This window comes from Dysgonomonas reticulitermitis (assembly GCF_054601275.1).
This window is the reverse complement of sequence record NZ_BAAHWU010000049.1, coordinates 1-21811: the sequence shown is the minus strand read 5'-3', so window position 1 is coordinate 21811 and position 21811 is coordinate 1. Positions and strand designations below refer to the sequence as shown.

Below are 21811 nucleotides of genomic sequence, written 5' to 3'. Positions count from 1 at the left end.
TAAGGAAGAATTGTGTAATAATTAGATGGAGACAACGTTAATCCTCATTGATGTCCAATATAACCTTTCAGGTAGAACTACTAATTTGTGTTTATGTTAACCGGTGAAGATATTTATTTTTTAACTATTAACAAATGCAGAAGGCATTGCCAGAACATACCAAGAGCGTAACTATTATTTGCCTCTCGGAGTGAAAAGAGTTGCCGAGAATCCTAATATGGTGGAGAATCCGGATTATTAACTGATTATTATTTGGTCAATAGAGTAGAATGCTTCCTATTATGATAAGACTCAAGGAGTAACCCGGTATCCCGATATCTAAAACAAAAATGTAATCCGTACCTAAATAAAACCTTATGCCGAAATCAGAAAAATACAAAATATCAGAAAAATGCAAAGTATTGCTGATTCTTTTATCGGTAAGCATTTTTGTATTGTATGGTTGCAACAGGAATAATCAGTCTTCTCCTAATGAGAACCCGAAATCGGCAACCTATTTCGTCGATTCGAAAAACGGAAATGATGAAAATTCCGGATTATCAGAAGATAAGGCATGGCGTTCACTCGAAAAAGCAGGAAATATGAATTTTCTTCCCGGTGACAGTATCTGTCTTAAACGTGGCTCAGAGTTCGCAGGGACTTTATATATCAACAGCTCGGGAACCCGGGATAATTATATAACTGTAACCGACTACGGAGATTCAGGCTTGCCGGCACCGTCATTTACTAATTCTGTATTCGATACAGAAAAAAATAACTTCGGAAACTGTATCAGGTTGATAGGAAGTTACATTCTGGTTGAGAATATGTATTGCCACCATACAGTAGCCGAATTACCTTCGACTGTCGGCGGTTTTACTACGATGTGGGAACTGGGAGCTATTTATATTGATAAAACAGCTAAGTACTGCATTGTTCGCAATAATGAGATATTTGATTGTGGCGTGGGTATAAAAAGTTATGGTGAGTATGCGCTTATCGAGAATAATTACATTCACGATTGCAACCGCTTATTGAAAGAATGGGGTTGGGGGCCTATCGGCATCTGGCTGGGAGGCGATTATCAGGAGGTATGCTACAATCGCATTTTCAATTACAGTGTTGTCGATCCTCGTATTACCTGGGGAGCCAACAGCTATGGAGGCGGAGCCGATGGAGGAGCAATCGAAATAGATGATGCAAGAGTACCTAAATCCAATATTTCCATTCATCACAATTACAGTCGCGATTGTCAGGGATTTATAGAGGTGACGTGGACTGATGTCGATCAAAATCCGCCATATTCTAATTTCCGGATCTATCAAAATGTAAGTGACGATTACCAACAATTCGTTGCTATGTGGCGCGGTGCAGATTGCCGCATCGAAAATAATACCATCATACGGAGGAAAAGAAATGTGAATGATTGGGGTGTATTTAACATTACCCAGAATAATTCGAAAACCTCGATCAAAAATAATATAGTAGTCGTTGAAAACGATATTATCATTTTTAATGTGGGGAAAAAAGGCACAGCCACGCCGAATAATATCATAGAGAATAACCTGTATTACGCGGCATCAGGCGAACTGATTATGGGAAAAGAAGGACCGGGAGAATCATACATTATTGTCGATCCTCTGTTGACCAATTATGCTAAAGGGAACGAACCATCTGATTTTTCGATTACGATCGGAAGTCCCGCCCGCGACAAAGGTTTGAATCTGGGATATGAAGAAGATTTTGCGGGAATCCCTATTCCTCAAGGAGAGATTCCTGATATCGGCGCATTCGAATACAAAGTAGATTAAATTGAGTTAATCATGGAAACAAAAATATTTGAAAAATTATACCCTGTATTATCTCCGAAAGCATACATGCTGGGACTTCTAGGAATGTCAACAGCAGCTTCATGGGGACAAACAAGCGATGTTCCTAAAAAAGATAAACAGGTACCTAATATAGTTCTTATCCTTGCTGACGATTTAGGATACGGAGACTTAAGCTGTTATGGAGCCACCAAGATACAGACTCCTGTACTTGACCAGATGGCTTCGGAAGGAATGCGTTTCACTAATGCCTACGTTTCGTCGTCTCTGAGTTCTCCTTCGCGGTACAGTGTGATCACAGGACGTTACCCATGGCGAACTCGTTTGCAATACGGCGTTCTGAAAAACTATGAAGAACCACTTATTGAACCCGAACGAACTACCATCGGCTCCCTACTCCAACGACATGGCTATTACACCGCTTGTGTGGGAAAATGGCACTTGGGGTTGGAATGGGCTGTGAATGACAAAGCACCTGCAAATCCAAGAGAAAACGTTTTCAACTCACCTAAGGATAATTTACAGGAATACATAGATTTCTCAAAACCGATAACAGGCGGTCCGATAGAGCGAGGATTCGACTATTTCTTCGGGATAGCGGGATCGAATAATATGCAGCCCTGGGTTCTCATTGAGAATGACAAGGTATTGAATGCCCCATCCGAATATCAGAAACCGTATGACTTTATTCCCGAAAACGTACAAAGGGCTCCCGATTGGGATATGCACACCATAAATCAGGTACTTACGCGTAAGGCGGTGGATGTAATAAATAAACATTTTGCCGATAATAAAGAACAACCGCTTTTCCTGTATTTCCCGACAAGTGCTATACACCGTCCTTGTTTGCCGACATTTACCAAAGGAAAAAGTCAGGCGGGATTACGAGGAGACATTGTCGTTGAACTCGACTGGACGGTGAACGAAGTAATAAAAGCCCTGAAAGCCAATAATGCTTACGATAATACCTTACTGATATTTACTTCCGACAATGGGCCGCGTCCTGGAGATCCTGCCGTATGGATTAACCGATACAAAGACGAAGGTTATCCAGAATATCAGGAATACTTCGGTAACTATCAACCCGAATATATCAACGAAAAAGGAAATATCATCTGGAAAAACGGATGGATAACTTATGACCATAATTCTTCGGGGGACTTCCGCGGATTTAAGCAAGACCCGTCAGAAGGTGGTTTACGCGTACCTTTCATCGTACATTGGCCGGATAAGGTACAACCTGCAAAGGTCAATAACAATATAATCTGCGCAAGTGACATTATGGGTACTTTTTCCGATTTGATGGGAGAACAGTTGAAAGAAAACGAAGGTGAAGACAGTTACAGTTTCTTACCCAATCTTCTCGACGCTAAAGCACCACAAGTAAGAAAGACGATAACACTGGCAGGCGGGGGAAGTGGAGCACTGATTATGATTAAGGACGGATGGAAGTATATCGAGTCGGCTCAGTCACATCGTTGGCCTGAAACATATTATCCGGGCATACCGAGTGATAAAGTGCCCCGCTTATTTGATCTTAACAATGATATTTCAGAAAATAGTAATCTGTGCAATGATATGCCCGAAAAAGTAGCAGAGATGGTAAAAATTATCGAACAGGTTCGCTCAAACACGAAAAGTGAAGCCAAACAAAAATAAAAATATGAGAAAATTTACAGTATTTACAGTCCTTTTGCTTTTGTTTTTTTCTATAAAAGTTTTTTCGAAAGATAAACTTCCTGCGCAAGTTACTTTTACGAAAAAGGAACTTGAAAATAAGATAAAAGGCGGATGGGCAGGACAAACCATCGGTGTGACTTATGGAGGTCCGACCGAATTTAAATACCTCGGACGGCTCATTCCCGAGTATATCGATATTCCTTGGAATGAAAATTATGTAAAGTGGTATCAGGAGTATTACCCCGGATTGTACGACGATGTATATATGGACCTGACGTTTGTCGATGTCTTCGAACGCCTTGGTCTTGATACACCTGTCGATTCTATTGCTTATGCTTTTGCCAATGCAGAATTTATGTTGTGGCACGCCAATCAGGCTGCACGATATAACATTCTGAACGGAGTAATGCCGCCCGAATCGGGTCACTGGCGAAATAACCCCCACTCCAATTGTATCGATTTCCAGATAGAAGCCGATTTTGCTGGATTGATGTCTCCCGGAATGGTGAACAGCTCGTCCAAAATTTGTGACAAGGTCGGTCATATTATGAATTACGGGGATGGCTGGTACGGAGGTGTTTATATGGCAGCGATGTACGCGTTGGCTTTCGTTTCCGATGATATTGAGTTTATCGTTCATGAAGCATTAAAAGCCATTCCGCAAGAAAGTAACTATTACAAGCGGATGAAGGAAACGCTCGATTTATGTAAAAAATATCCCGACGACTGGAAGAAAGTCTGGTTCGAAATCGAAAATGCCAATTGGGAAGAAGATTGTCCTAAAGGGGTTCATCTGGCCTTCAATATCGAGGCAACAGTCAATTCGGCATATGTAATTATCGGCTTGCTTTACGGGAAAGGTGATTTTTATAAAACGATGGATATCTCGACCCGTTGCGGACAGGATTCGGATTGCAATCCGGCTACAAGTGCCGGCATCTTGGGAACAATCATGGGTTATGACAATATTCCCGATTACTGGTTGAACCCTTTACAGAAAGCCGAAGATATTGATTTCAAATATACTACCATGTCTCTGAATGAGACTTACCGTATAGGATTTAAGCATGCCTTGGAAATGATTGAACGGAATAACGGAAAAATCGACGGTGATAAAGTTACTATCCAAGTGCAAACGCCGAAAGCGGTAAGATTGGAACAAAATCCGGTGAACCGTATACCGATAAAAAGGGAAGTTTTCGGAAATCCTCAATTTTCGACCGAACCTTCTGAAAAAGGTATTTCCGCCAGAGAATTTAAATCATACGAGTTTGACGGAAATGGTGTAATCATCAACGGAAAGATTACCGGGAATAAAAACAAATTCGAAGATTATGTTGCCGAGGTTGATTTCTATTTGGATGGTAAAAAATACAAAAGCATGAAATTACCATTGAGTTTCACCACCCGTAGTACAGAAATATTTTGGGGTTTCGAATTACCGGATGCTACACATCGGTTTGAGATGAAGTGGCTGAATCCCGTAGACGGAGCGGATATTCTTTTGGAGAGTGCTGTTGTATTTTCCGGAAAACCTCAAAAAAAGCATAAACATAGATAGTTAAAAAAATAACAGAAAGTCCGAAAAAGAAAAAATGCCTGTTTCCGGAAAGGCAGTTCTTAAAGATTTTCAGCAAGTTACTCTAAAATAATAAGCTATGCGTAAGATATTAGTAGTTGGGAGTTCAAACACAGATTTGACAGCAACAGTTAAAAAATTTCCAACCGCAGGAGAAACGATTGTCGGAAAGTCATTCCTGCAAGTCGTGGGAGGTAAAGGAGCCAATCAGGCGGTGGCAGCACACAAACTGGGAGGCGATGTAAAATTTATCACCTGCTTGGGGACAGATGCGAACGGTAAGAATACATTACAATATTTCAGGGAAACAGGCTTGGATACCTCCTCTGCTTTACTTGTGGAAGATGCTCCCTCGGGAACAGCAATCATATTGGTAGATGAAAACGGAGAGAATTGTATAGTGATTACGCCGGGAGCTAACAATATGCTGTCTCCCGATTACATCAGCAAGATAGAGGACGATATTGCAGCCTGTGATATAGTAATAATGCAAATGGAAATTCCGTATAATACGATAAAAACAGTTTGCGAAATCGCTTATAAACAGCACAAGACGATAATGCTCAATGTAGCTCCGGCACGGCCTTTGGACGAAGAGTTGATAAAAATGGTCGATATTCTAGTAGTGAACGAAACCGAAGCGGAAAGTATCTCTGGAGAAAAAATCGATGAAATAGGTGAAGAAGCCATAGTAGACCGCTTGTTGCAGCTAGGCGCTAAAACGGTTGTGCTGACATTAGGCAAACAGGGCTGTATGTTGAAAAACGCAGAGGAATTCTATTCTGTTCCGGCATTCTGCGTAAAAGCGGTGGACACTACAGCTGCGGGCGATACATTCTGCGGAGCATTGGCTACGGGATTAGCTCGGGGCGAAAGTTGGGAACAAATACTACAATTTGCAACGGCTGCCTCAGCCATTTGCGTTACACGGATGGGAGCCCAACCCTCTATTCCGACAGAAGATGAAGCAGCCGATTTTCTGCGAAAGAACGTAGAGTTTGCGGTAAAATAAAGAAGCTCCTTAAAGATTAAGACTTTTAATTATTTAATTCATATAGCCATGGAAAAAAACTTAAGCTTTTTGAGAATTGTATTGATTACGCTTTGTGGTATTTTCCTCTTTAGTTATACGCAGGCACAGACTTATAACTTTATCCTTTCAGGTGATATGGAGAATTTGAACTGGACCGGAGTTCCCGGAAAGACTAACCTCACGACTACTTTTGACGCCTCGTCTGGAATCAACGGAACTACTTCTTATAAATTATTCCTGAAAATACCCGGTATAAAGTATATTCTCTGAATGGAAAAGTGATGCTGTCGGGACGAGGAACACAAGTAGAGGTTTCGAAACTCAATCCGGGAGTTTATATTATCAAGATAGATGAAAATAACCAAATAAAATTTGTGAAGAAATGAAGTGCGAACGAAGAACCTTTCTAAAATCGAGAAAAACAATATCCGTGAAAAGCCTGATTATTTTATTTGCTATATTCATTGTCGGATGTTCTCCTTCTCCCAAAACAGAAGGTACAACCAACCATGAGAAAACCGTTACTATTTCGAAAGAACTGTTGAAAGATAAGATAAAGGGGGCCTGGGCTGCTCAGACTATCGGTGTCACATTCGGACTACCGGCCGAGTTTAAATATAATACCACGATGGTTCAGGATTACCAAAAACTGGAATGGAACGATTCGGCTATGTGGGTAGAATACAGAGAAAGACCGGGTACTTATGACGACATTTATATGGATCTTTCTTTCATGAAAGTGATTGAAGAACAGGGAGTGGATGCACCGGCTCAGGCATTTGCCGAATCGTTTGCCAATGCTGATTATAAGTTATGGTATGCCAACCAGACTGCCAGATATAATATTCAGAACGGGCTTATACCTCCCCAATCAGGACATTGGCTGAATAATCCGTGTGCCGATGATATCGACTTCCAGATCGAGGCTGACTTTGCAGGCCTGATGTCTCCGGGTATGGTCAATTCTGCAATCGAGGTATGTGACAAAGTAGGGCATATTATGAATTACGGTGACGGTTATTACGGAGGTGTGTTTGTTGCTGCCCTGTATTCCTATGCTTTGACTTCCAACGATCCGGCAGATATTGAATCGATTGTCGAAAAAGCAATAGCGGTAATTCCGGTCGAAAGCAAGTTTGCACAATGTATCAATGATGTTATTAAATGGCATAAAGAAAACCCTGTCGATTGGAAATCCACTTGGTTCAAAACCAGCAGGAAATGGTCTTCAGATATCGGTTCTCCTCTAGGTGTTTTCCAGCCTTTCAATATCGATGCCAAAATCAATGCGGCATGGGTAGTTATGGGGTTATTATACGGTGACGGAGATTTCACACGTACATTCGAAATAGCGACCCGTTGCGGGGACGATGCCGACTGTAACCCAGCTACTGCAGGTGCGGTGCTGGCTTCTATCGTAGGCTTCAAAAATATTCCCGAATTCTGGTTGCAAGGACTCGACAAAGTAGAAAAACTTCCGTTCATGGGAACGACCATTTCATTACTCGATGCCTATGATATGTCGTACCGGCACGCCGAAGCCATGATTAAGAGAAACGGCGGTGAGGTAAAAGACAGTGAAGTGGTAATCCAATTGCAGGAAGCGAAACCTATTCCTCTCGAAGTAGCTTTTGAAGGACATTATCCGACAGGAAAAGTAATTCCTAAAACAATCAATAATGAGATTGTATTCGAATTTGAAGGAATCGGTTTTGCGTTGGCAGCTCCTCCCGATGGGAAGGAATACAAAAAGAATCATGTATTTGAAACCGAGATGTATATAGACGGTGAATTAGTTGAAAAAGCAAAACTTCCGACCGAAATCAGCAAACGGAGATTTACCCCGTTCTGGCATTATCAGTTACCGATAGGTAAACACAAAGTGGTTATAAAAATCCTGAATCCGGTTGATTTTGCTCAAATAGAGTATTTCCATGCCATTATATATGGAGACAAACCGTATGAAATAAAACTGTAATTGAAACAAAGACATATACGTTCAGAAAATAATTTAAATTTATCAAGATGAACCAAAAACTATTTATATCGACTGCAGCCGTAGCTTTACTGGGTACAGGAATAGCACAATCTAGGCAAGAAGAAGAAAAGCCTATGAACGTGGTCTTCTTTCTGGTAGACGATCTGGGTTGGGCAGATATAGGTTGCTACGGTAGCAGTTTTTATGAAACTCCCAACATCGACCGCTTTGCCCGGGAAGGAGTTCGCTTCTCCGGTGCTTATGCATCGTGCCATGTAAGTTCTCCTTCGCGGGCAAGTATATTGACAGGAAAATATCCTGCTTCGATCAACCTCACAGACTGGCTTCCCGGCAGGCGTGATTTTCCGTTCCAGAAATTGAAGAATGTAGAAATCAATCAACATCTGCCTTACAATGTCGCTACTATTCCGAAAGTTCTTCAGAAAAACGGTTACAAGACAGCCATTTACGGAAAATGGCATCTGGGAGAAGATCCGCAGTCAATAGAAAAACAGGGATTCGATTATCATGTACCTTCGGGATGGAATAAAGGATGGCCCAATAAAGGTTATTTTTCACCATACGGATTGGAAGGCCTCGAAGATGGATCGGAAGGTGAATACCTGACTGATCGACTCACAACCGAGGCTCTGAAATATATTGAGGCAAACAAAGACCAACCTTTCTTTTTATACTTGTCACACTTTGCGGTACATGACCAGATTGAAGGACGTCCCGATTTAGTGGAAAAATATAAGAAAAAACTGGCTGATATGTCGGCTCCTCAAAGCCCTGCTTTCATATTCGAAGGAAACCCGGGTACACCGGTTGATAATGTGCTACATCAAAAATATGACGATTATCGGATTTTCGCTGATCGTACCGTACATATTAAACAGCATCAGGATAATGTGGAATTTGCAGGCATGGTCGAAAGTATGGACGAAAGCCTCGGACGTGTACTCGACAAATTGGAAGAATTGGGTATAGACGACCGCACCATTGTAATTTTTTATTCTGATAACGGAGGAATGGGGGCAGCCAATTTCTTTAATCCGGAGCGTGTAATTAAAGAAAAGAATCTGGATAAAGCGTTTTCAACTTCCAATTTACCACTGCGTGGAGCTAAAGGCTGGAATTATGAAGGAGGTATTCGTGTACCGATGATTGTAAAATGGCCGGGTAAGGGATTACAAAATGTAGTTTGTGATGTTCCCGTTACAGGACCGGACTTTCTTCCGACTATTCTGGATATGCTGAATATTCCAGCAAGGTGCGAAATTGAAGCTGATGGAGTGAGTATCACTCCCCTGTTGAAAGGTGAGACAGAGATCGGTCGTGATGCTATTTTCTGGCATTTTCCTCATTATAGCAATCACGGAATGCAAAGCCCGGGAGGAGCTGTCCGTTGCGGCGATTATAAATTGCTTGAATACTTCGAAACCAATACCGTTCAGTTATTTAATCTGAAAGACGATATCGGAGAACAACACGACCTCGTGTCATGCGAACCTGATAAGGTTAATGAATTACGTGAGATGCTTCACAACTGGAGAAAACAGGTAAATGCTAAAATGATGGAACCGAATCCGGAATATAAGGTCGCACAATAAAAGTGAAATATTAACTAAAAATCAATATGTTATGTTTATAGTCAATAGTTATGGTTTAGCAATTTTGTTTTGTATTATCACTATGATTTGTTGGGGATCGTGGGGTAACGCACAAAAATTAGCAAGTAAGACATGGAGATATGAGCTCTTCTATTGGGATTATACGATAGGAATCCTGCTTTTCTCCATTGTCATGGCTTTCACATTAGGAAGCATAGGTACTTCGGGACGTAGTTTCCTAGAAGATTTACAACAAGCAGATTCATCGAATCTTCTTAGTGCAGTTGTAGGCGGTATTATTTTCAATGCCTCCAATATTCTTTTAGCAGCAGCTGTATCCATAGCCGGAATGGCTGTAGCATTCCCCTTGGGTGTCGGTCTGGCTCTTGTGCTAGGTGTATTTATTAATTACTTCGGGGCACCCAAAGGCGACCCGGTATTCTTATTTATAGGAGTAGCTCTGGTCGTCGTAGCTATCGTCCTGAATGGCGTTGCCGCCGGAAAGAAAGATTCGGGAGGTACAAGCAAGTCCGCTAAAAAAGGTATTTATCTGGCTGCTGTTGCCGGTATTCTGATGTCATTTTTCTACCGCTTTGTTGCCTCGGCAATGGATTTGAACAATTTCGAATCGCCAACGACTGGAATGATCACTCCTTACACTGCCTTCTTTGTGTTTGCGGTAGGAGTATTTGTGAGCAACTTCCTTTTCAATACGCTGGTTATGAAAAAACCATTTGTGGGAACATCTGTAAGTTACAGCGAATATTTTAAAGGCTCGACCGGAACTCACATAGTAGGTGTTTTGGGCGGTTGTATCTGGGCTTTGGGTACATTGTTCAGTTATATCGCGGCAGGAAAAGCCGGTTCGGCAATCTCGTACGCACTCGGGCAAGGAGCTCCAATGATAGCCGTTATATGGGGATTATTCATCTGGAAAGAGTTCAAGGGTTCACCTAAAGTAGTTAATACCCTTTTAACACTGATGTTTATATTCTTTATATGTGGTCTTAGCCTTATTGTTTTGTCAGGTTCGAATTGATATTATTTTCTTGAGGATAGTAATATACTTTTTTAAGTGTTATGGCTGTGATCGCAATGGTATACAGCCATATTTTTATGTATTCAATTAATCCCAATTGTTGGTTCTCCTTTCAGATAACCCAGCGATTCGAGAAAGATATCAGCATCATAAAGTGTACGGATATACATTTCGGACTTCTCTTTTTTATAGTTAAAGAATCCGTGCCCTTCCCCTTCATATATGATTACATCACAACGTGAACCTACGTCTTCCATCCTTTTTTTATACTCTTCCGCGACTCTTACTGGAACAAGTTTGTCCTTCGAGCCGAGTAGGATCAAGCTCGGAGGTACGCCTTCGGCAATATTATGTAATGGGGATATTGCAGGAAAAAATTCAGAGACACGCTCATAACCGTACCCCTCTTCCGAATTATCAACTACCGGATTGAATAACACCAAAGCATTGGGATGTTCACTTATAGACAAGTCATCATCACTATGATTAAAGCCTTTGCACAGAGCTGTCGCAGCAGCCAGATGCCCACCGGCAGAACCACCGGATGCGATTATCCTGTCAGGGTCAATATTCAATTCCGCGGCATTCTTCCGTATATATCGGATAGCCGCTTTGGCATCTTTCACACATTCATCCGGACTTACTCCGTTTTTCGATTCGGTACGGTAATCGGCTAAAATAGAAACTATATCACGACTTGCAAAATATTGTGCTTGTGGCTCGAATTGCTGAGGTGTGCCGGTTTGCCAACCACCACCGAAGAAAAATATTATAGCAGGATATGAGTTTTCAGAGTTTAAATTTTCAGGATTGAAAACCTGAAGTTTAAGATTGACTTCATCGTTTTTTTTATAAGTATATTCGACGACTTCGATATTGTTTTGAGCAGAAAAAGCATTTGAAAACAATACCAATACGAACAATATCTTCCATTTATTTTTCATATATCTTGTCTTGAAATCTATATCATAGCATTTTTCTCCCGAAGGTATTGCATAATATTAGCAGGAGCCCTCTGTGCATCAAGTTCTTTTTTCATGAAATCCATGTAGGGTGCTACATGCTTGTAAAATTTATAATAACCTTCGCACAGATAATTCAACCCCTCCTCTCCGTCTTTTGTTTTTATGATTCTGTTTTTGGGACACTCTCCGTGACAAGCAAATAACACATCGCATTCCTTGCATTGCCGGGGAAGTTTATCATATTTATCCTGGCCAAATTTTACTTGTTGAGAAGAGTACATCATTTCCGTTAATGTCCGGTGCTTTATATTGCCTAATTTGTATTCGGGATATACAAAATGATCGCAACTATATACATCTCCGTTGAACTCCATAACTCCCGCATATCCGCAATATCGGGCAAGTGTACATACTCCGGGGCTTTCTCCTACCCAATTTGCCAGAGTAGAATCGAAATACTGAATATAAAACTGTCCTACATCGTTTTTCACCCATTCGTTGAATATGGCGATAAGAAAATCACCCCACTTAGAAGCAGGGACATTCCACGGAGTAGGTTCCCCGTTTATACGTTCTACAATCGGGGTAAATTGTATGAAACGGCAATCCATAGACTTGAAAAAATTATAGAATTCGAGTGGGTAATCAACATTATAGTCGTTCACTACACCCATTATATTAAATTCTACTCCATGCTTTTTCAATAAAGATACCCCTTGCATGACTTTGTAGAACGAAGGCCCGTTATTAGCTCCTTTCCGGTATTTATCATGGCAATGTTGCGGTCCATCCATTGAAATTCCGATCAGGAAATTATTTTCTTTAAAAAAGCGGCACCACTCATCGGTCAGTAATGTGCCGTTGGTTTGCAGACTATTATCAATTTGTCGTCCACGTCCGTATTTTCTCTGTAATTCCAACGCTTTCTTATAAAAAGAAATACTCCTCATCAACGGCTCACCACCATGCCATGTGAAAAGCACTTGCAACATAGTTTGCGACTCCAGATATTGCTTGATAAAACGTTCCAGAAGTTCATCGGACATTATATACTGGTTGTCATCAGGATACAATTCTTTTTTTTCAAGATAATAACAGTATTTGCATCTCAGGTTACATGCCGCACCGACAGGCTTAAGCATTAGATATAAGGGTTTCGCAAAAGGTGTTGCAAAATTCAGGGTGTTCATAATTCAATAGAATAAAAAATGATATTATGAATGATATTATAAAATATAAGTATAAGCATTATTCTGTTCAATTGCATCAACAGTTCGTTAAAAATATATAATTATTTTCATACCTATGCCACCTGATAGCAGGCTATGATATACGCAACAAGGAGATAGCTATCGAAAAAGGCGTAGAGGGAATAAAGCGCTATGTAAAAGAAAGCGTTATTCCCGCGAAAGACTTTTCACCGCGCGAGCAGGAACTGCTTTACTTTATCATGCTGGCCTTCCTGCGCAGGGAGAATTATGATACGTTCGGCATTGAAAACAGGCAGGCGATTACAGACGAGGAGAAGCTGGAACTGGTAGCCTTCCGTTCCATAGAGCAGGAGAACGTCCTGCGCAGGGACTTTATCATCCATGCCCTTTCGCAGGCTTCCGGCGACTGCCTCAAATCCAGGCTGTTGCTCGAATTCGTGGCGACACATTTCCCTGACAAGGTTACCGGGATAAAGCAGCAGTGTAATGAAGCTTACCGGAAAAAGCATGAGCGGATAGAAGAGCGGATACTACAGTTGCAGCCGTATAACAGCGACAATGCGGAAGGAGCAGAAGCAAAAACTCTTCCGGCGATAACAGGAAGCGAAGAAACATCTGCACCGGATGTTGAAACAGCAACAGGGGAATACGCGCCGGAACCGGAAACGTTCGACAATCCGGATATGGATGATATACCGTTGTACCCCGGACTACCCGAACAAGCCCAAATCGGTGAAGTACCGGACGATGACGGAGAAATCATGGAAGCGGCATATGGGGAAGCTGCCGCCTGATACTACTGCCTTATCCTGAAATATACCCTGCAACAGCAAAAAAACTGTGTGCAGGGTATTTTCGTAAATAAGGGATTATCTGATTGCTAAATTCATGGTTTTTTCCATACCTTTGACAGGAAAAATGAGTTATTTGTCGTCATGCAAAATACAGCAGGATAGTGCGTTAACAACGTTACTTGTTCGTTACCTGTTTTTATATAAATATTGTGTTTCAGTTAGTTAGATGGGGATATTACCTTTAACTAAAAAGTAACAAACTCCACAGTTATTTTTTAGCTTTTAGCCGTTAGCCCCTTGCTTGCGCGGCTACCCTCTTTGTCATCCTGACCGCAGGGAAGGATTCCGATCCCCGAAAGACAGGAGATGCTTCCTATCGTCAGCATGACAAACCAGAATTTAACTAAAAAGTAACAAACTTCTACAGTAAACAGTAGTTAGTAGTCAGTAAACAGTCGACCTTTTCGTCATTGCGAACGGAGTGAAGCAATCCAGAGTATTGATTATTAATGGATTGCTTCGGGTAAACCCTCGCAATGACGTGCGACAGTCAGCAGTCAACAACTTGTACCTCGTACCTCGTCTACTCGTAACTTTTTAACTAAAATGTAACAAAACTCCACACTCAATTAGCCATTAGCTGTTAGCTTATAGCCTTTGTCGCTTCGCACCATTGTTGACTGATGGCTGATGACTGTTGACTGTTATTGCCGCTTCGCGCCATTTGCTAATTTTAACTACACTTCGTTCCGTTGAACGTTGTTTCAAATTCGCTAATTCTCAAATTATCACTATATCTATAGATAAAACCAGCGCCGGACAATATCGTTACAAGTCAGTTGCGGGTACGGGTTATAAGCTTTCATCGCTTCGCGCCATTCTTCATTTTTAATTTTTAATTTTTCATTTTTTTTTGCCCTGTCCTAAGAATCTCCCTATAGATTGGATTTAAATTTAAAATATGATCGTTTCCCACTAAAAACAATTGTTCTCTGGCGCGGGTCAGAGCTACGTTTAATTTGCGATCCACAGTGCCTTCCTGGTTCATATTGCTAAAGTATCCTAATTGATAAGGTCTGTTGAAACAAAAAGACAAAATAATAACATCGCGCTGGCTTCCCTGATACCGTTCGACCGTATCTACCATAATATTTTTGAATTCGGGGATTTCAGTTTCCTCCAGTTTGTGCCTGATTAATGCGATCTGGTTACGATAAGGGGTTATAATACCAAGCGCCCTGCTTGTGTCGAAGTTTATTCCGTTTCTTTTGTGCAAATCAAGTAAAGACTTGGATAGAGATACAACAATATCGGCTTCTGCCGAATTAACCTTATTCGATAAATTAGAGTCGTCAATGGTTCGTACAGGAATAAAGGCAACCCGCCGGGTAGCTATCAGCGATTGGAATTTATCAGAATCATCAAAGGATTCATACCTTAGAGGCGCGCTTTGTCTGTCGGTGGCAACTTTAAGTATGTTGTCATAGAACGGAGTATTTACCAGCAAAGCTATATCTTCGTGCATGCGTCCGTGATAGGTCAATGTGTCGTAAGTATGTGTCCATTCTTTTTTGCTTGCAATGCGGAATAACCGTTCGAAAAGAGATTCACGGCAATCGTACAGTTCTATGGCATTAAGCCTTTCTTCCGAGACCTTCGATTTATTTTCGTTTTGTAAGGTTATTGTGGATAGCTGTTTATGATCGCCGATCATAATGAACTTATCGAACAAGGGCAATAATCCGATAATTTGCGGTTCCAGGATCTGAGATGCTTCATCTATGATGGCTACGTCGAATTTTTTCAGACCTAATAATTCCGGTTTGCCCGTTATGGATGCGAGCGTACCGACGAAGATGCGTGTAGAGCCGATTGTCTCCAATAATTCTTTCCTACTATTGGCGTTATGCGATATATTTTGCAACAGACGCCGGCGGTATGCTTCTCCGCAGGAAAGCTCCGAGCCAATACGGATATATTTATCGCAAATCGTTTCATCTTCACAAAAGGCTTGAGATATAGAAGCGCAAAGCTCGTCGACGGCACGGTTTGTATATGCCATGACAAGAATATTGACATTTTCACCGGCATAAAACCGTTCTATTAACTGACGGGCAAATATGGAAGTTTTACCTGTTCCGGGGGGCCCAACGATGAGGAAATAGTCTTCAGCGGCTAATGCTTTCTCAATAACGTTTTTTTGTTTTTCTTCTTTGGTCAGATTATCTTTAGTAGGATATTTATCAGTCGAAACGGGTTCTCTTAAACCTAAAAGCAATTCTTTTTTATCAGCAGGAGCAGAAAGAAAAGCAAACAAGCTTTTAAACATGGCATTGTAAGTATGGTCAAGCTTGTCGTGCTCTACTGTCCAGTAACGGTAACGATCAAAAATACGATGGTTTCTTTGTTTGTAACGGAATCTCAGTAGAACGTGCGTCGCGGATATTTCTACTATTGTTCCTTTCAGTATCTGATTCGTCAGGATAGAGTCTTTATCGCTCTGCTTCGGGTATAAGATGCATATTTCACCTTCGCGAAAATTGACACAATCGCCTGAATCATCGCGACGAAAACGGATTGTCATATCCCGTCCGCTATCGTCGATATTTTCTATCTCCAGATTGGCTATTAACTCCAAAGCATCTCTGCGTTCCCCGAATGTGGTATTCCATAAAGCGGAAACACTCATTGCCGGGTCGTATCCTTCATCGCCTGTCTTTTGCAGATAGAGTTCGCGGCTGATAAAATTCACATATCGAAAGAAATATGCTTTTTCCGGTTCCGTCGCTTTATCTAATATCTTCCTTAATTCATTTATCTTATCAGAAAAAAACTGGGGAACTTGTCCGTAGCTATCCAAGTCAAATAATTTGTGAAATATCTGTTCAACAGAGGCCACATTGCCAACGTATAAATCGTGTTCTGTAGCAATGATTCGATTTCGCGCATTAATTATTTCTTTTTCTAACCGGCGGTAAGCGGCGGCAAAGCGAAGATTCTCACCCGGATTGTCTGCCGAAGAATATAAAATAGTCGGGTAAATATGTCGTGGGTCTTTGTTGAATACCGATTGAACCATCAGTCGGTAGATCGCTGTCTGGGTTTCATGATTAGTTGCTATCTTCGTTACATCTTCCGGTGGATAAGGAGGTTTCCCCGATTTTAGTTCTATTATACGATCTATGCCCGTTTCGCTGTCTGATAATTGAAGTAAATCCAACCTTCCCTGAAAACCATACTTTTCGCAAAAGAAGGAAGGTTCTAAAGTGCAATCGGATATATTGAATCCATTTGCCGGCATATCGTTCAGAACAACCCGCCTGATATTCTCAAATTGTTTGCGGGCTTTTGCCATAAAGTCGCGAAACGCAATGTTATCCTGTATTTCAGGGCAGGACGAATATTCAAAAGGCATCAGCCGGAATGATTTCCGGAACGATTCCTCAAAAGTCAGGTTTGCAGCATCTTCGGCATAAATAAGTTCATCTAAAAAGAAGTTAGCCAGATTACCAAGCAATATATAATGTGTATTAGCCGTTGGTTCAAACTTCCTGCGGAAATAATGGAGATAAGAACTGCTATAGGATTGAAAACATTCAGCCATAGCCGAGGCATCGATCAGATAGTCGGGTTCGAGTACAATCATTCCCGGGATGTAGCGCCCTTTTTCATCAATCTTTATATCTATCAGATTAAGTTGGGCTCCTATCCACAATTGTTCTATTGTTTCATTAAAAATGTCATTGATAGCCGAAACGTTATATTTCACATTTAGTACGTTTTCGGGCAAGATATCCGATTGGCAAACAATGATTTCTTTTTCCTTGTTTAATTCTACGACCTGAACACGTATCCTGTCTAACGGGATTTCGGCAGGAGAGGGTTTTTCTTCTTCGGTTGGAAGTTCACATGTTCCATCTTGCAGGAATAATAGAAAGGCTTCTAAAGTTTCTTTTGCTTGCCGGTACTGATATGGAGAAATTAAGTTGTTTTCGTTACGAAGCAGGAAGTTTGTCTTTATCCGTATATTTTGCAAACGCCATTCTAAAAATTTGGGTAATTTGTATTTCTGAGAGATAAAGACAAGGCGCGAAAATAAAGAAGGAAACTGCAAAGACTCACCGGTAGTGATGTCTTTGCAGTTTCTTTCGAGTATCCGCTTAAGTTGAATATATTTATCCCTGAGGGATAATGAAGAATTATCTATTTCCTGTATTTCGTCTATGTTAGTAGCTAACATAGGCATCGATATCAATAAAGAAAACAAGCTCGAAACTTGCTCTATTGCTGGCTGTACCATCTACATATATAGTAGCATATCCGTTGCGTCTAACTACTTCGACTACAGCATTTAGAAAATCGTTAACTTGTCGACCCTCAAGTCTTCCTCCGACACTGTTTAGCACATCAACCGATAAATAGGCGTCAGAGTTTGAGAGTCTTAGATCAAATCCACGAATGTAATCTCTAGTGTTTATATCTATATATCCACCATGGAATCGAATGTCGTCTATCCGGTCGTAACGTCCGCTAACTTCTACAAAGTCGTAATTAACTGCTATGTTTTCTACTATTGCACCATTTGATGCTGCTGTAATTGTTGAATATCTGACTAATTGAGCTTCCCGCCACTCATAACCATCACATGACGTAAACGAGATTACAGCTAACACACTCAGTAGAATCGCAAATAGTTTGTTTTTATATCTTCTCATAATATTTATAATTTAGCAACAAAGTTAATATTATTATCCATTTATTTATACGACTCTGTTTTTTCCGTTTTGTAACATCGTCACATCAAAAAAAGTTCTTTTTAACTAAAATTAATGATTAATATATACACGATAAACTTTTACTGAGGAAATTTGTTCATAGTTATAAGCAAATAATTATCTTTGCGACGAAATCTTAGGGGTGCCTTAATAGAACGGGCTGAGATCATACCCATATACCTGATCCGGATAATACCGGCGTAGGGAGTAGAAATTATGCTTTTCGCGCGTATGCATATTTTAAACTTCGGGAAATAATCTTATTAAAACCCCTTTTTTGTTTAACATCAGGACATATGTTTTGGTATGTTCAAAAAATGGTATTTTAAATGAAAAAGGTATTTATTACTTTATCTGCTATCTTATTGACAGGCGGATTACATGCTCAGCAGGCGGATAGCCTGAAAGTTGTCAAGCTCGATGCAGTAGTTGTTTCTGCTACACGTGTTTCTAATGATGCCCCGGTAGCGGTATCTAACATGAATGAGAGTGAAATAAAAAAAGAAAACGCTACCAAAAACATTCCGGCATTACTTCAAACTTTGCCGTCAGTCGTTTCCTACACTGAGGGTGGAACACCGGTTGGTAACACATCGTTCCGTATTCGTGGAACAGACGCCAACCGTATCAATATCACATTGAATGGTATGCCGTTAAATAACCCTGAAAGTCAGGAAGTATATTGGGTAAACTTACCTGATTTATCCAATTCTCTGCAAAGCATACAGGTGCAACGAGGGGTGGGGACGTCTACCAACGGAACTGCCTCGTTTGGAGCCAGTATATCTATGCAAACATTGGGAGGGAGGGCAAAACCGTATGCTGATTTGTCGACGGCATACGGACAGTATAATACTCTATTGCTATCGGGAGCTGCCGGAACAGGTATTATGAAAAATGGCTTGTCTGTCGATGCCCGTTATTCTTATGTGAAAAGTGATGGATATATACGAAACGGAAAGGTTGATCATCGAAATCTGTATGCAGCTGTATCCCATTATACAGATAAACAACTTATCCGTTTGATCTATATGGATGGTGTGCAACATACCGGAATTACGTGGGAAGGCATAGACCCAAGCATGCTGGATGTGGATAGACGCTATAACTCTGCCGGAGAGTATAAGGACGATAACGGCCGCACCCGGTATTATGATAATGAGACTGATAATTATTACTCAAATATCGGACAATTATTGTATACGCGCTATTTGTCCCATAGTTTGACTTTAAATGCAAATCTGAGTTATAATCATGGTTACGGATATTATGAAAATTATAAAACCGGTAGGAAGTTTGCGAATTACGGCCTTGAAAATCAAGTAGTCGATGGGGTTACGTATAAAAAGTCGGATGTTATCCATCGAAAACAAATGATGAACGACTTGTATGTGGGAGGCCTCAATCTGAAGTATGACAGAAATGAGTTTGCTCTGACCTTAGGAGGAATGTATAGTTACTATGATGGAGATCATTATGGTAGATTACTTTGGGCAAAGTACAATCAAAATATTCCGGATGGGTATGAATGGAACCGGAATTCGGCTGTAAAACAAGATGCCAACTTCTTCCTGAAAGCAGAATACCGACCGCTTGATAATTTGTCTTTCTTCGCGGAGATTCAAGATCGTTATATAGACTATCGCATGAAGGGTTTGGATGATGATCTTGTTGATCTTACGAATAAGAATTATTATAATTTTATAAATCCCAAGGTTGGGTTATCGCTCCGTTTTGCCGATTACAACGAACTCTATGCATCATTTGGCATATCCAACAGGGAGCCGCTCCGTTCCGACCTGAAAGAATCTCTGAAAGGAGGGGGAGCGCGAGACATAACTTCCGAACGTCTGTATGATTACGAATTAGGCTATAAATACACGAATACGGTATTCGCTTTCAGTGCAAATATCTATTACATGAAATATAAAGATCAACTTGTTCAGACCGGAAAACTCAACGATGTGGGCTATAAACTGCAAGAAAATGTTCCTGACAGCTATCGTACAGGAATAGAACTGGCTATAGCTTATACGCCGGCATACTGGTTGAAATTGGATGGGAATGTCACTTTGAGCCGAAACAAAATACAGAATTATACGGCTTATTACACAGTATATGACCCTGATACTTATGACCCGTTGATACCATATAAGCAAGTGACAGAGTTTTATAAATCAACTGATATTTCCTTTTCACCAAAGGCAGTCGGTAGTTTTAGTGTGACATTTAAACCTTTTGAAAAAGAAGACTTCAGCCTTTCATTCGTAAATAAGTATGTTGGCAGTATGTATTACGATAATACATCGAATCCGGATAATCGCTTGTCTGAATATCTGGTTACTGATATGATTGCATCTTACTCTTTGGATATCCGGAAGATTGGAAAATTGGACTTCCAGTTTCTTATCAATAATCTGGCCAGTATCAAATACAATGCAAATGCATGGGTAGACCCTTATACTTTTCCCGATGGCAGTAGAGAAATATACAAAGGTGTATATCCTCAGGCAGGAGCAAATCTGATGGGACGTATAAGATATAGATTTTAAAACCGTTATTTTATGGAGTATCGTTTATTAGCCATACTTCGGTACTCCATAATAATATTGCGAAAATGGAAGATATATTCGTTTTTATTGAAAATAACCGGATAAGCATAATAGGGGCTGTCATAGGTTTGATATACCTCTTTCTGGAATATCGGGCTAATGCCTGGATGTGGGCTGCCAGTATAGTTATGGCAATATTTTATATTTATATATTCTATACCACTAAGCTATATGCAAGTATGGCGATCTATGTCTACTTCTTGATTGCATCAGTATATGGATGGATTGCTTGGGTTACACGAAATAGAGACAGAGAGACAGGGGAGGAGCTAATATCTCATGTGGAAAAAAGATATATTTTACCTGTTATTATTACAGTTGTTCTTGTCTTTGTTTTTATTTGGTTGATTTTGAATCAGTTCAGTGAAAATCAGTCTGTGATTACTATTGGAGATTCACTCACTACATCTCTTAATATTGTCGCTTTATGGATGATTTCCCGAAAGTGGGCAGAGCAATGGTTATTAGTTATACCGGCAAACTTAATATCTTCTTGCTTACTTTTTCTGCAACACGACATAATGTCCGGCATTTTGTTCTTTATCTTTTTCGTCGTTTCTATATTTGGTTACTTCAATTGGAAAAGAAAAATCTTTATTATATAATATCTAAAAATTAATTACACAAATATTTTTAATGAATTCATTCGGCCTGTCCGCCGATGAAAATAGTCGCCAGAATTTGGCAATGCGTTCTTTGAGAGATGATAAATAACGATTGTGAG

Annotated in this window: 16 protein-coding genes and 1 riboswitch; of the genes, 12 read left to right on the top strand and 4 right to left on the bottom strand. The window is 40.5% G+C overall.

All coding sequences use genetic code 11. The annotated features are described in order from the left end of the window. Positions 1–356: 356 nt before the first annotated feature. From ACYPZI_RS13205 to ACYPZI_RS13165, 9 genes are all read left to right on the top strand, one after another. Entirely contained in the window at positions 357–1790 is a 1434-nt protein-coding gene (locus ACYPZI_RS13205) for a choice-of-anchor Q domain-containing protein (RefSeq protein WP_459602363.1), read from the top strand. 12 nt (positions 1791–1802) lie between these two features. Further along, a complete protein-coding gene (locus ACYPZI_RS13200) occupies positions 1803–3467 on the top strand; it encodes a sulfatase family protein (protein WP_459602361.1) in 1665 nt (554 codons plus the stop codon). Positions 3468–3471: 4 nt separating this feature from the next. Further along, positions 3472–5049 carry an ADP-ribosylglycohydrolase family protein gene (locus tag ACYPZI_RS13195; RefSeq protein ID WP_459602359.1) on the top strand — a complete coding sequence of 526 codons (1578 nt, stop codon included), beginning with the start codon at positions 3472–3474 and terminating at the stop codon, positions 5047–5049. 97 nt (positions 5050–5146) lie between these two features. Continuing rightward, positions 5147–6079, top strand: a complete 933-nt coding sequence (gene rbsK, locus ACYPZI_RS13190) for a ribokinase (RefSeq protein WP_459602358.1) — start codon at positions 5147–5149, stop codon at positions 6077–6079. A gap of 48 nt (positions 6080–6127) precedes the next feature. Then, positions 6128–6370, top strand: coding sequence for a hypothetical protein (locus ACYPZI_RS13185; protein ID WP_459602356.1), 243 nt, complete (start codon positions 6128–6130; stop codon positions 6368–6370). Positions 6371–6381: 11 nt separating this feature from the next. Beyond that, the gene (locus ACYPZI_RS13180; protein WP_459602354.1) at positions 6382–6486 is read left to right on the top strand and encodes a T9SS type A sorting domain-containing protein; all 105 of its coding nucleotides are present in this window, start codon (positions 6382–6384) and stop codon (positions 6484–6486) included. Continuing rightward, positions 6483–8078: an ADP-ribosylglycohydrolase family protein gene (locus ACYPZI_RS13175; protein WP_459602352.1), complete on the top strand. Its 1596-nt coding sequence runs from the start codon at positions 6483–6485 to the stop codon at positions 8076–8078. Before ACYPZI_RS13180 ends, ACYPZI_RS13175 begins: the two co-directional genes overlap by 4 nt. A 47-nt stretch (positions 8079–8125) precedes the next feature. Then, positions 8126–9691, top strand: a complete 1566-nt coding sequence (locus tag ACYPZI_RS13170; protein ID WP_459602350.1) for a sulfatase — start codon at positions 8126–8128, stop codon at positions 9689–9691. Positions 9692–9722: 31 nt separating this feature from the next. After that, a complete protein-coding gene (locus ACYPZI_RS13165; RefSeq protein ID WP_459602348.1) occupies positions 9723–10730 on the top strand; it encodes a GRP family sugar transporter in 1008 nt (335 codons plus the stop codon). An 83-nt stretch (positions 10731–10813) separates the two neighbouring features. Here the strand turns inward: ACYPZI_RS13165 and ACYPZI_RS13160 are convergent, their stop codons facing one another. Beyond that, entirely contained in the window at positions 10814–11674 is an 861-nt protein-coding gene (locus ACYPZI_RS13160) for an alpha/beta hydrolase (RefSeq protein WP_459602346.1), read from the bottom strand. Between the two features lie 17 nt (positions 11675–11691). Beyond that, complete coding sequence (locus ACYPZI_RS13155; protein ID WP_459602344.1) at positions 11692–12885, bottom strand: anaerobic sulfatase-maturation protein; 1194 nt, start codon at positions 12883–12885, stop codon at positions 11692–11694. 260 nt (positions 12886–13145) lie between these two features. Between ACYPZI_RS13155 and ACYPZI_RS13150 the strand changes: the two genes are divergently transcribed. Next, entirely contained in the window at positions 13146–13700 is a 555-nt protein-coding gene (locus tag ACYPZI_RS13150; protein WP_459602342.1) for a hypothetical protein, read from the top strand. Positions 13701–14595: 895 nt separating this feature from the next. Here ACYPZI_RS13150 and ACYPZI_RS13145 read toward each other — a convergent pair. Both ACYPZI_RS13145 and ACYPZI_RS13140 read right to left on the bottom strand, forming a co-directional pair. Continuing rightward, positions 14596–17940, bottom strand: a complete 3345-nt coding sequence (locus ACYPZI_RS13145) for an ATP-dependent helicase (protein ID WP_459602340.1) — start codon at positions 17938–17940, stop codon at positions 14596–14598. Next, the gene (locus ACYPZI_RS13140) at positions 17927–18415 is read right to left on the bottom strand and encodes a hypothetical protein (RefSeq protein WP_459602338.1); all 489 of its coding nucleotides are present in this window, start codon (positions 18413–18415) and stop codon (positions 17927–17929) included. Before ACYPZI_RS13140 ends, ACYPZI_RS13145 begins: the two co-directional genes overlap by 14 nt. Positions 18416–18603: 188 nt before the next feature. Beyond that, a riboswitch (TPP riboswitch) is annotated at positions 18604–18700 on the top strand. A 104-nt stretch (positions 18701–18804) separates the two neighbouring features. On the opposite strand from ACYPZI_RS13140, the gene ACYPZI_RS13135 reads away from it, so the two are divergent. Next, positions 18805–21027 (top strand): TonB-dependent receptor, encoded by a 2223-nt coding sequence (locus ACYPZI_RS13135; RefSeq protein ID WP_459602336.1) that lies wholly within the window; start codon positions 18805–18807, stop codon positions 21025–21027. Positions 21028–21092: 65 nt separating this feature from the next. After that, the gene (gene pnuC / locus ACYPZI_RS13130) at positions 21093–21692 is read left to right on the top strand and encodes a nicotinamide riboside transporter PnuC (RefSeq protein WP_459602334.1); all 600 of its coding nucleotides are present in this window, start codon (positions 21093–21095) and stop codon (positions 21690–21692) included. Positions 21693–21811 lie beyond the last annotated feature (119 nt).

Coding starts and splice junctions, on each gene's coding strand:
- ACYPZI_RS13165 (WP_459602348.1), top strand. CDS start 9,723: ATGTTTATAGTCAATAGTTATGGTTTAGCAATTTTGTTTTGTATTATC.
- ACYPZI_RS13155 (WP_459602344.1), bottom strand. CDS start 12,885: ATGAACACCCTGAATTTTGCAACACCTTTTGCGAAACCCTTATATCTA.
- ACYPZI_RS13160 (WP_459602346.1), bottom strand. CDS start 11,674: ATGAAAAATAAATGGAAGATATTGTTCGTATTGGTATTGTTTTCAAAT.
- ACYPZI_RS13180 (WP_459602354.1), top strand. CDS start 6,382: ATGCTGTCGGGACGAGGAACACAAGTAGAGGTTTCGAAACTCAATCCG.
- ACYPZI_RS13135 (WP_459602336.1), top strand. CDS start 18,805: ATGAAAAAGGTATTTATTACTTTATCTGCTATCTTATTGACAGGCGGA.
- ACYPZI_RS13140 (WP_459602338.1), bottom strand. CDS start 18,415: ATGAGAAGATATAAAAACAAACTATTTGCGATTCTACTGAGTGTGTTA.
- ACYPZI_RS13175 (WP_459602352.1), top strand. CDS start 6,483: ATGAAGTGCGAACGAAGAACCTTTCTAAAATCGAGAAAAACAATATCC.
- ACYPZI_RS13145 (WP_459602340.1), bottom strand. CDS start 17,940: ATGTTAGCTACTAACATAGACGAAATACAGGAAATAGATAATTCTTCA.
- ACYPZI_RS13205 (WP_459602363.1), top strand. CDS start 357: ATGCCGAAATCAGAAAAATACAAAATATCAGAAAAATGCAAAGTATTG.
- ACYPZI_RS13150 (WP_459602342.1), top strand. CDS start 13,146: ATGCTGGCCTTCCTGCGCAGGGAGAATTATGATACGTTCGGCATTGAA.
- rbsK (WP_459602358.1), top strand. CDS start 5,147: ATGCGTAAGATATTAGTAGTTGGGAGTTCAAACACAGATTTGACAGCA.
- ACYPZI_RS13195 (WP_459602359.1), top strand. CDS start 3,472: ATGAGAAAATTTACAGTATTTACAGTCCTTTTGCTTTTGTTTTTTTCT.
- ACYPZI_RS13170 (WP_459602350.1), top strand. CDS start 8,126: ATGAACCAAAAACTATTTATATCGACTGCAGCCGTAGCTTTACTGGGT.
- ACYPZI_RS13200 (WP_459602361.1), top strand. CDS start 1,803: ATGGAAACAAAAATATTTGAAAAATTATACCCTGTATTATCTCCGAAA.
- ACYPZI_RS13185 (WP_459602356.1), top strand. CDS start 6,128: ATGGAAAAAAACTTAAGCTTTTTGAGAATTGTATTGATTACGCTTTGT.
- pnuC (WP_459602334.1), top strand. CDS start 21,093: ATGGAAGATATATTCGTTTTTATTGAAAATAACCGGATAAGCATAATA.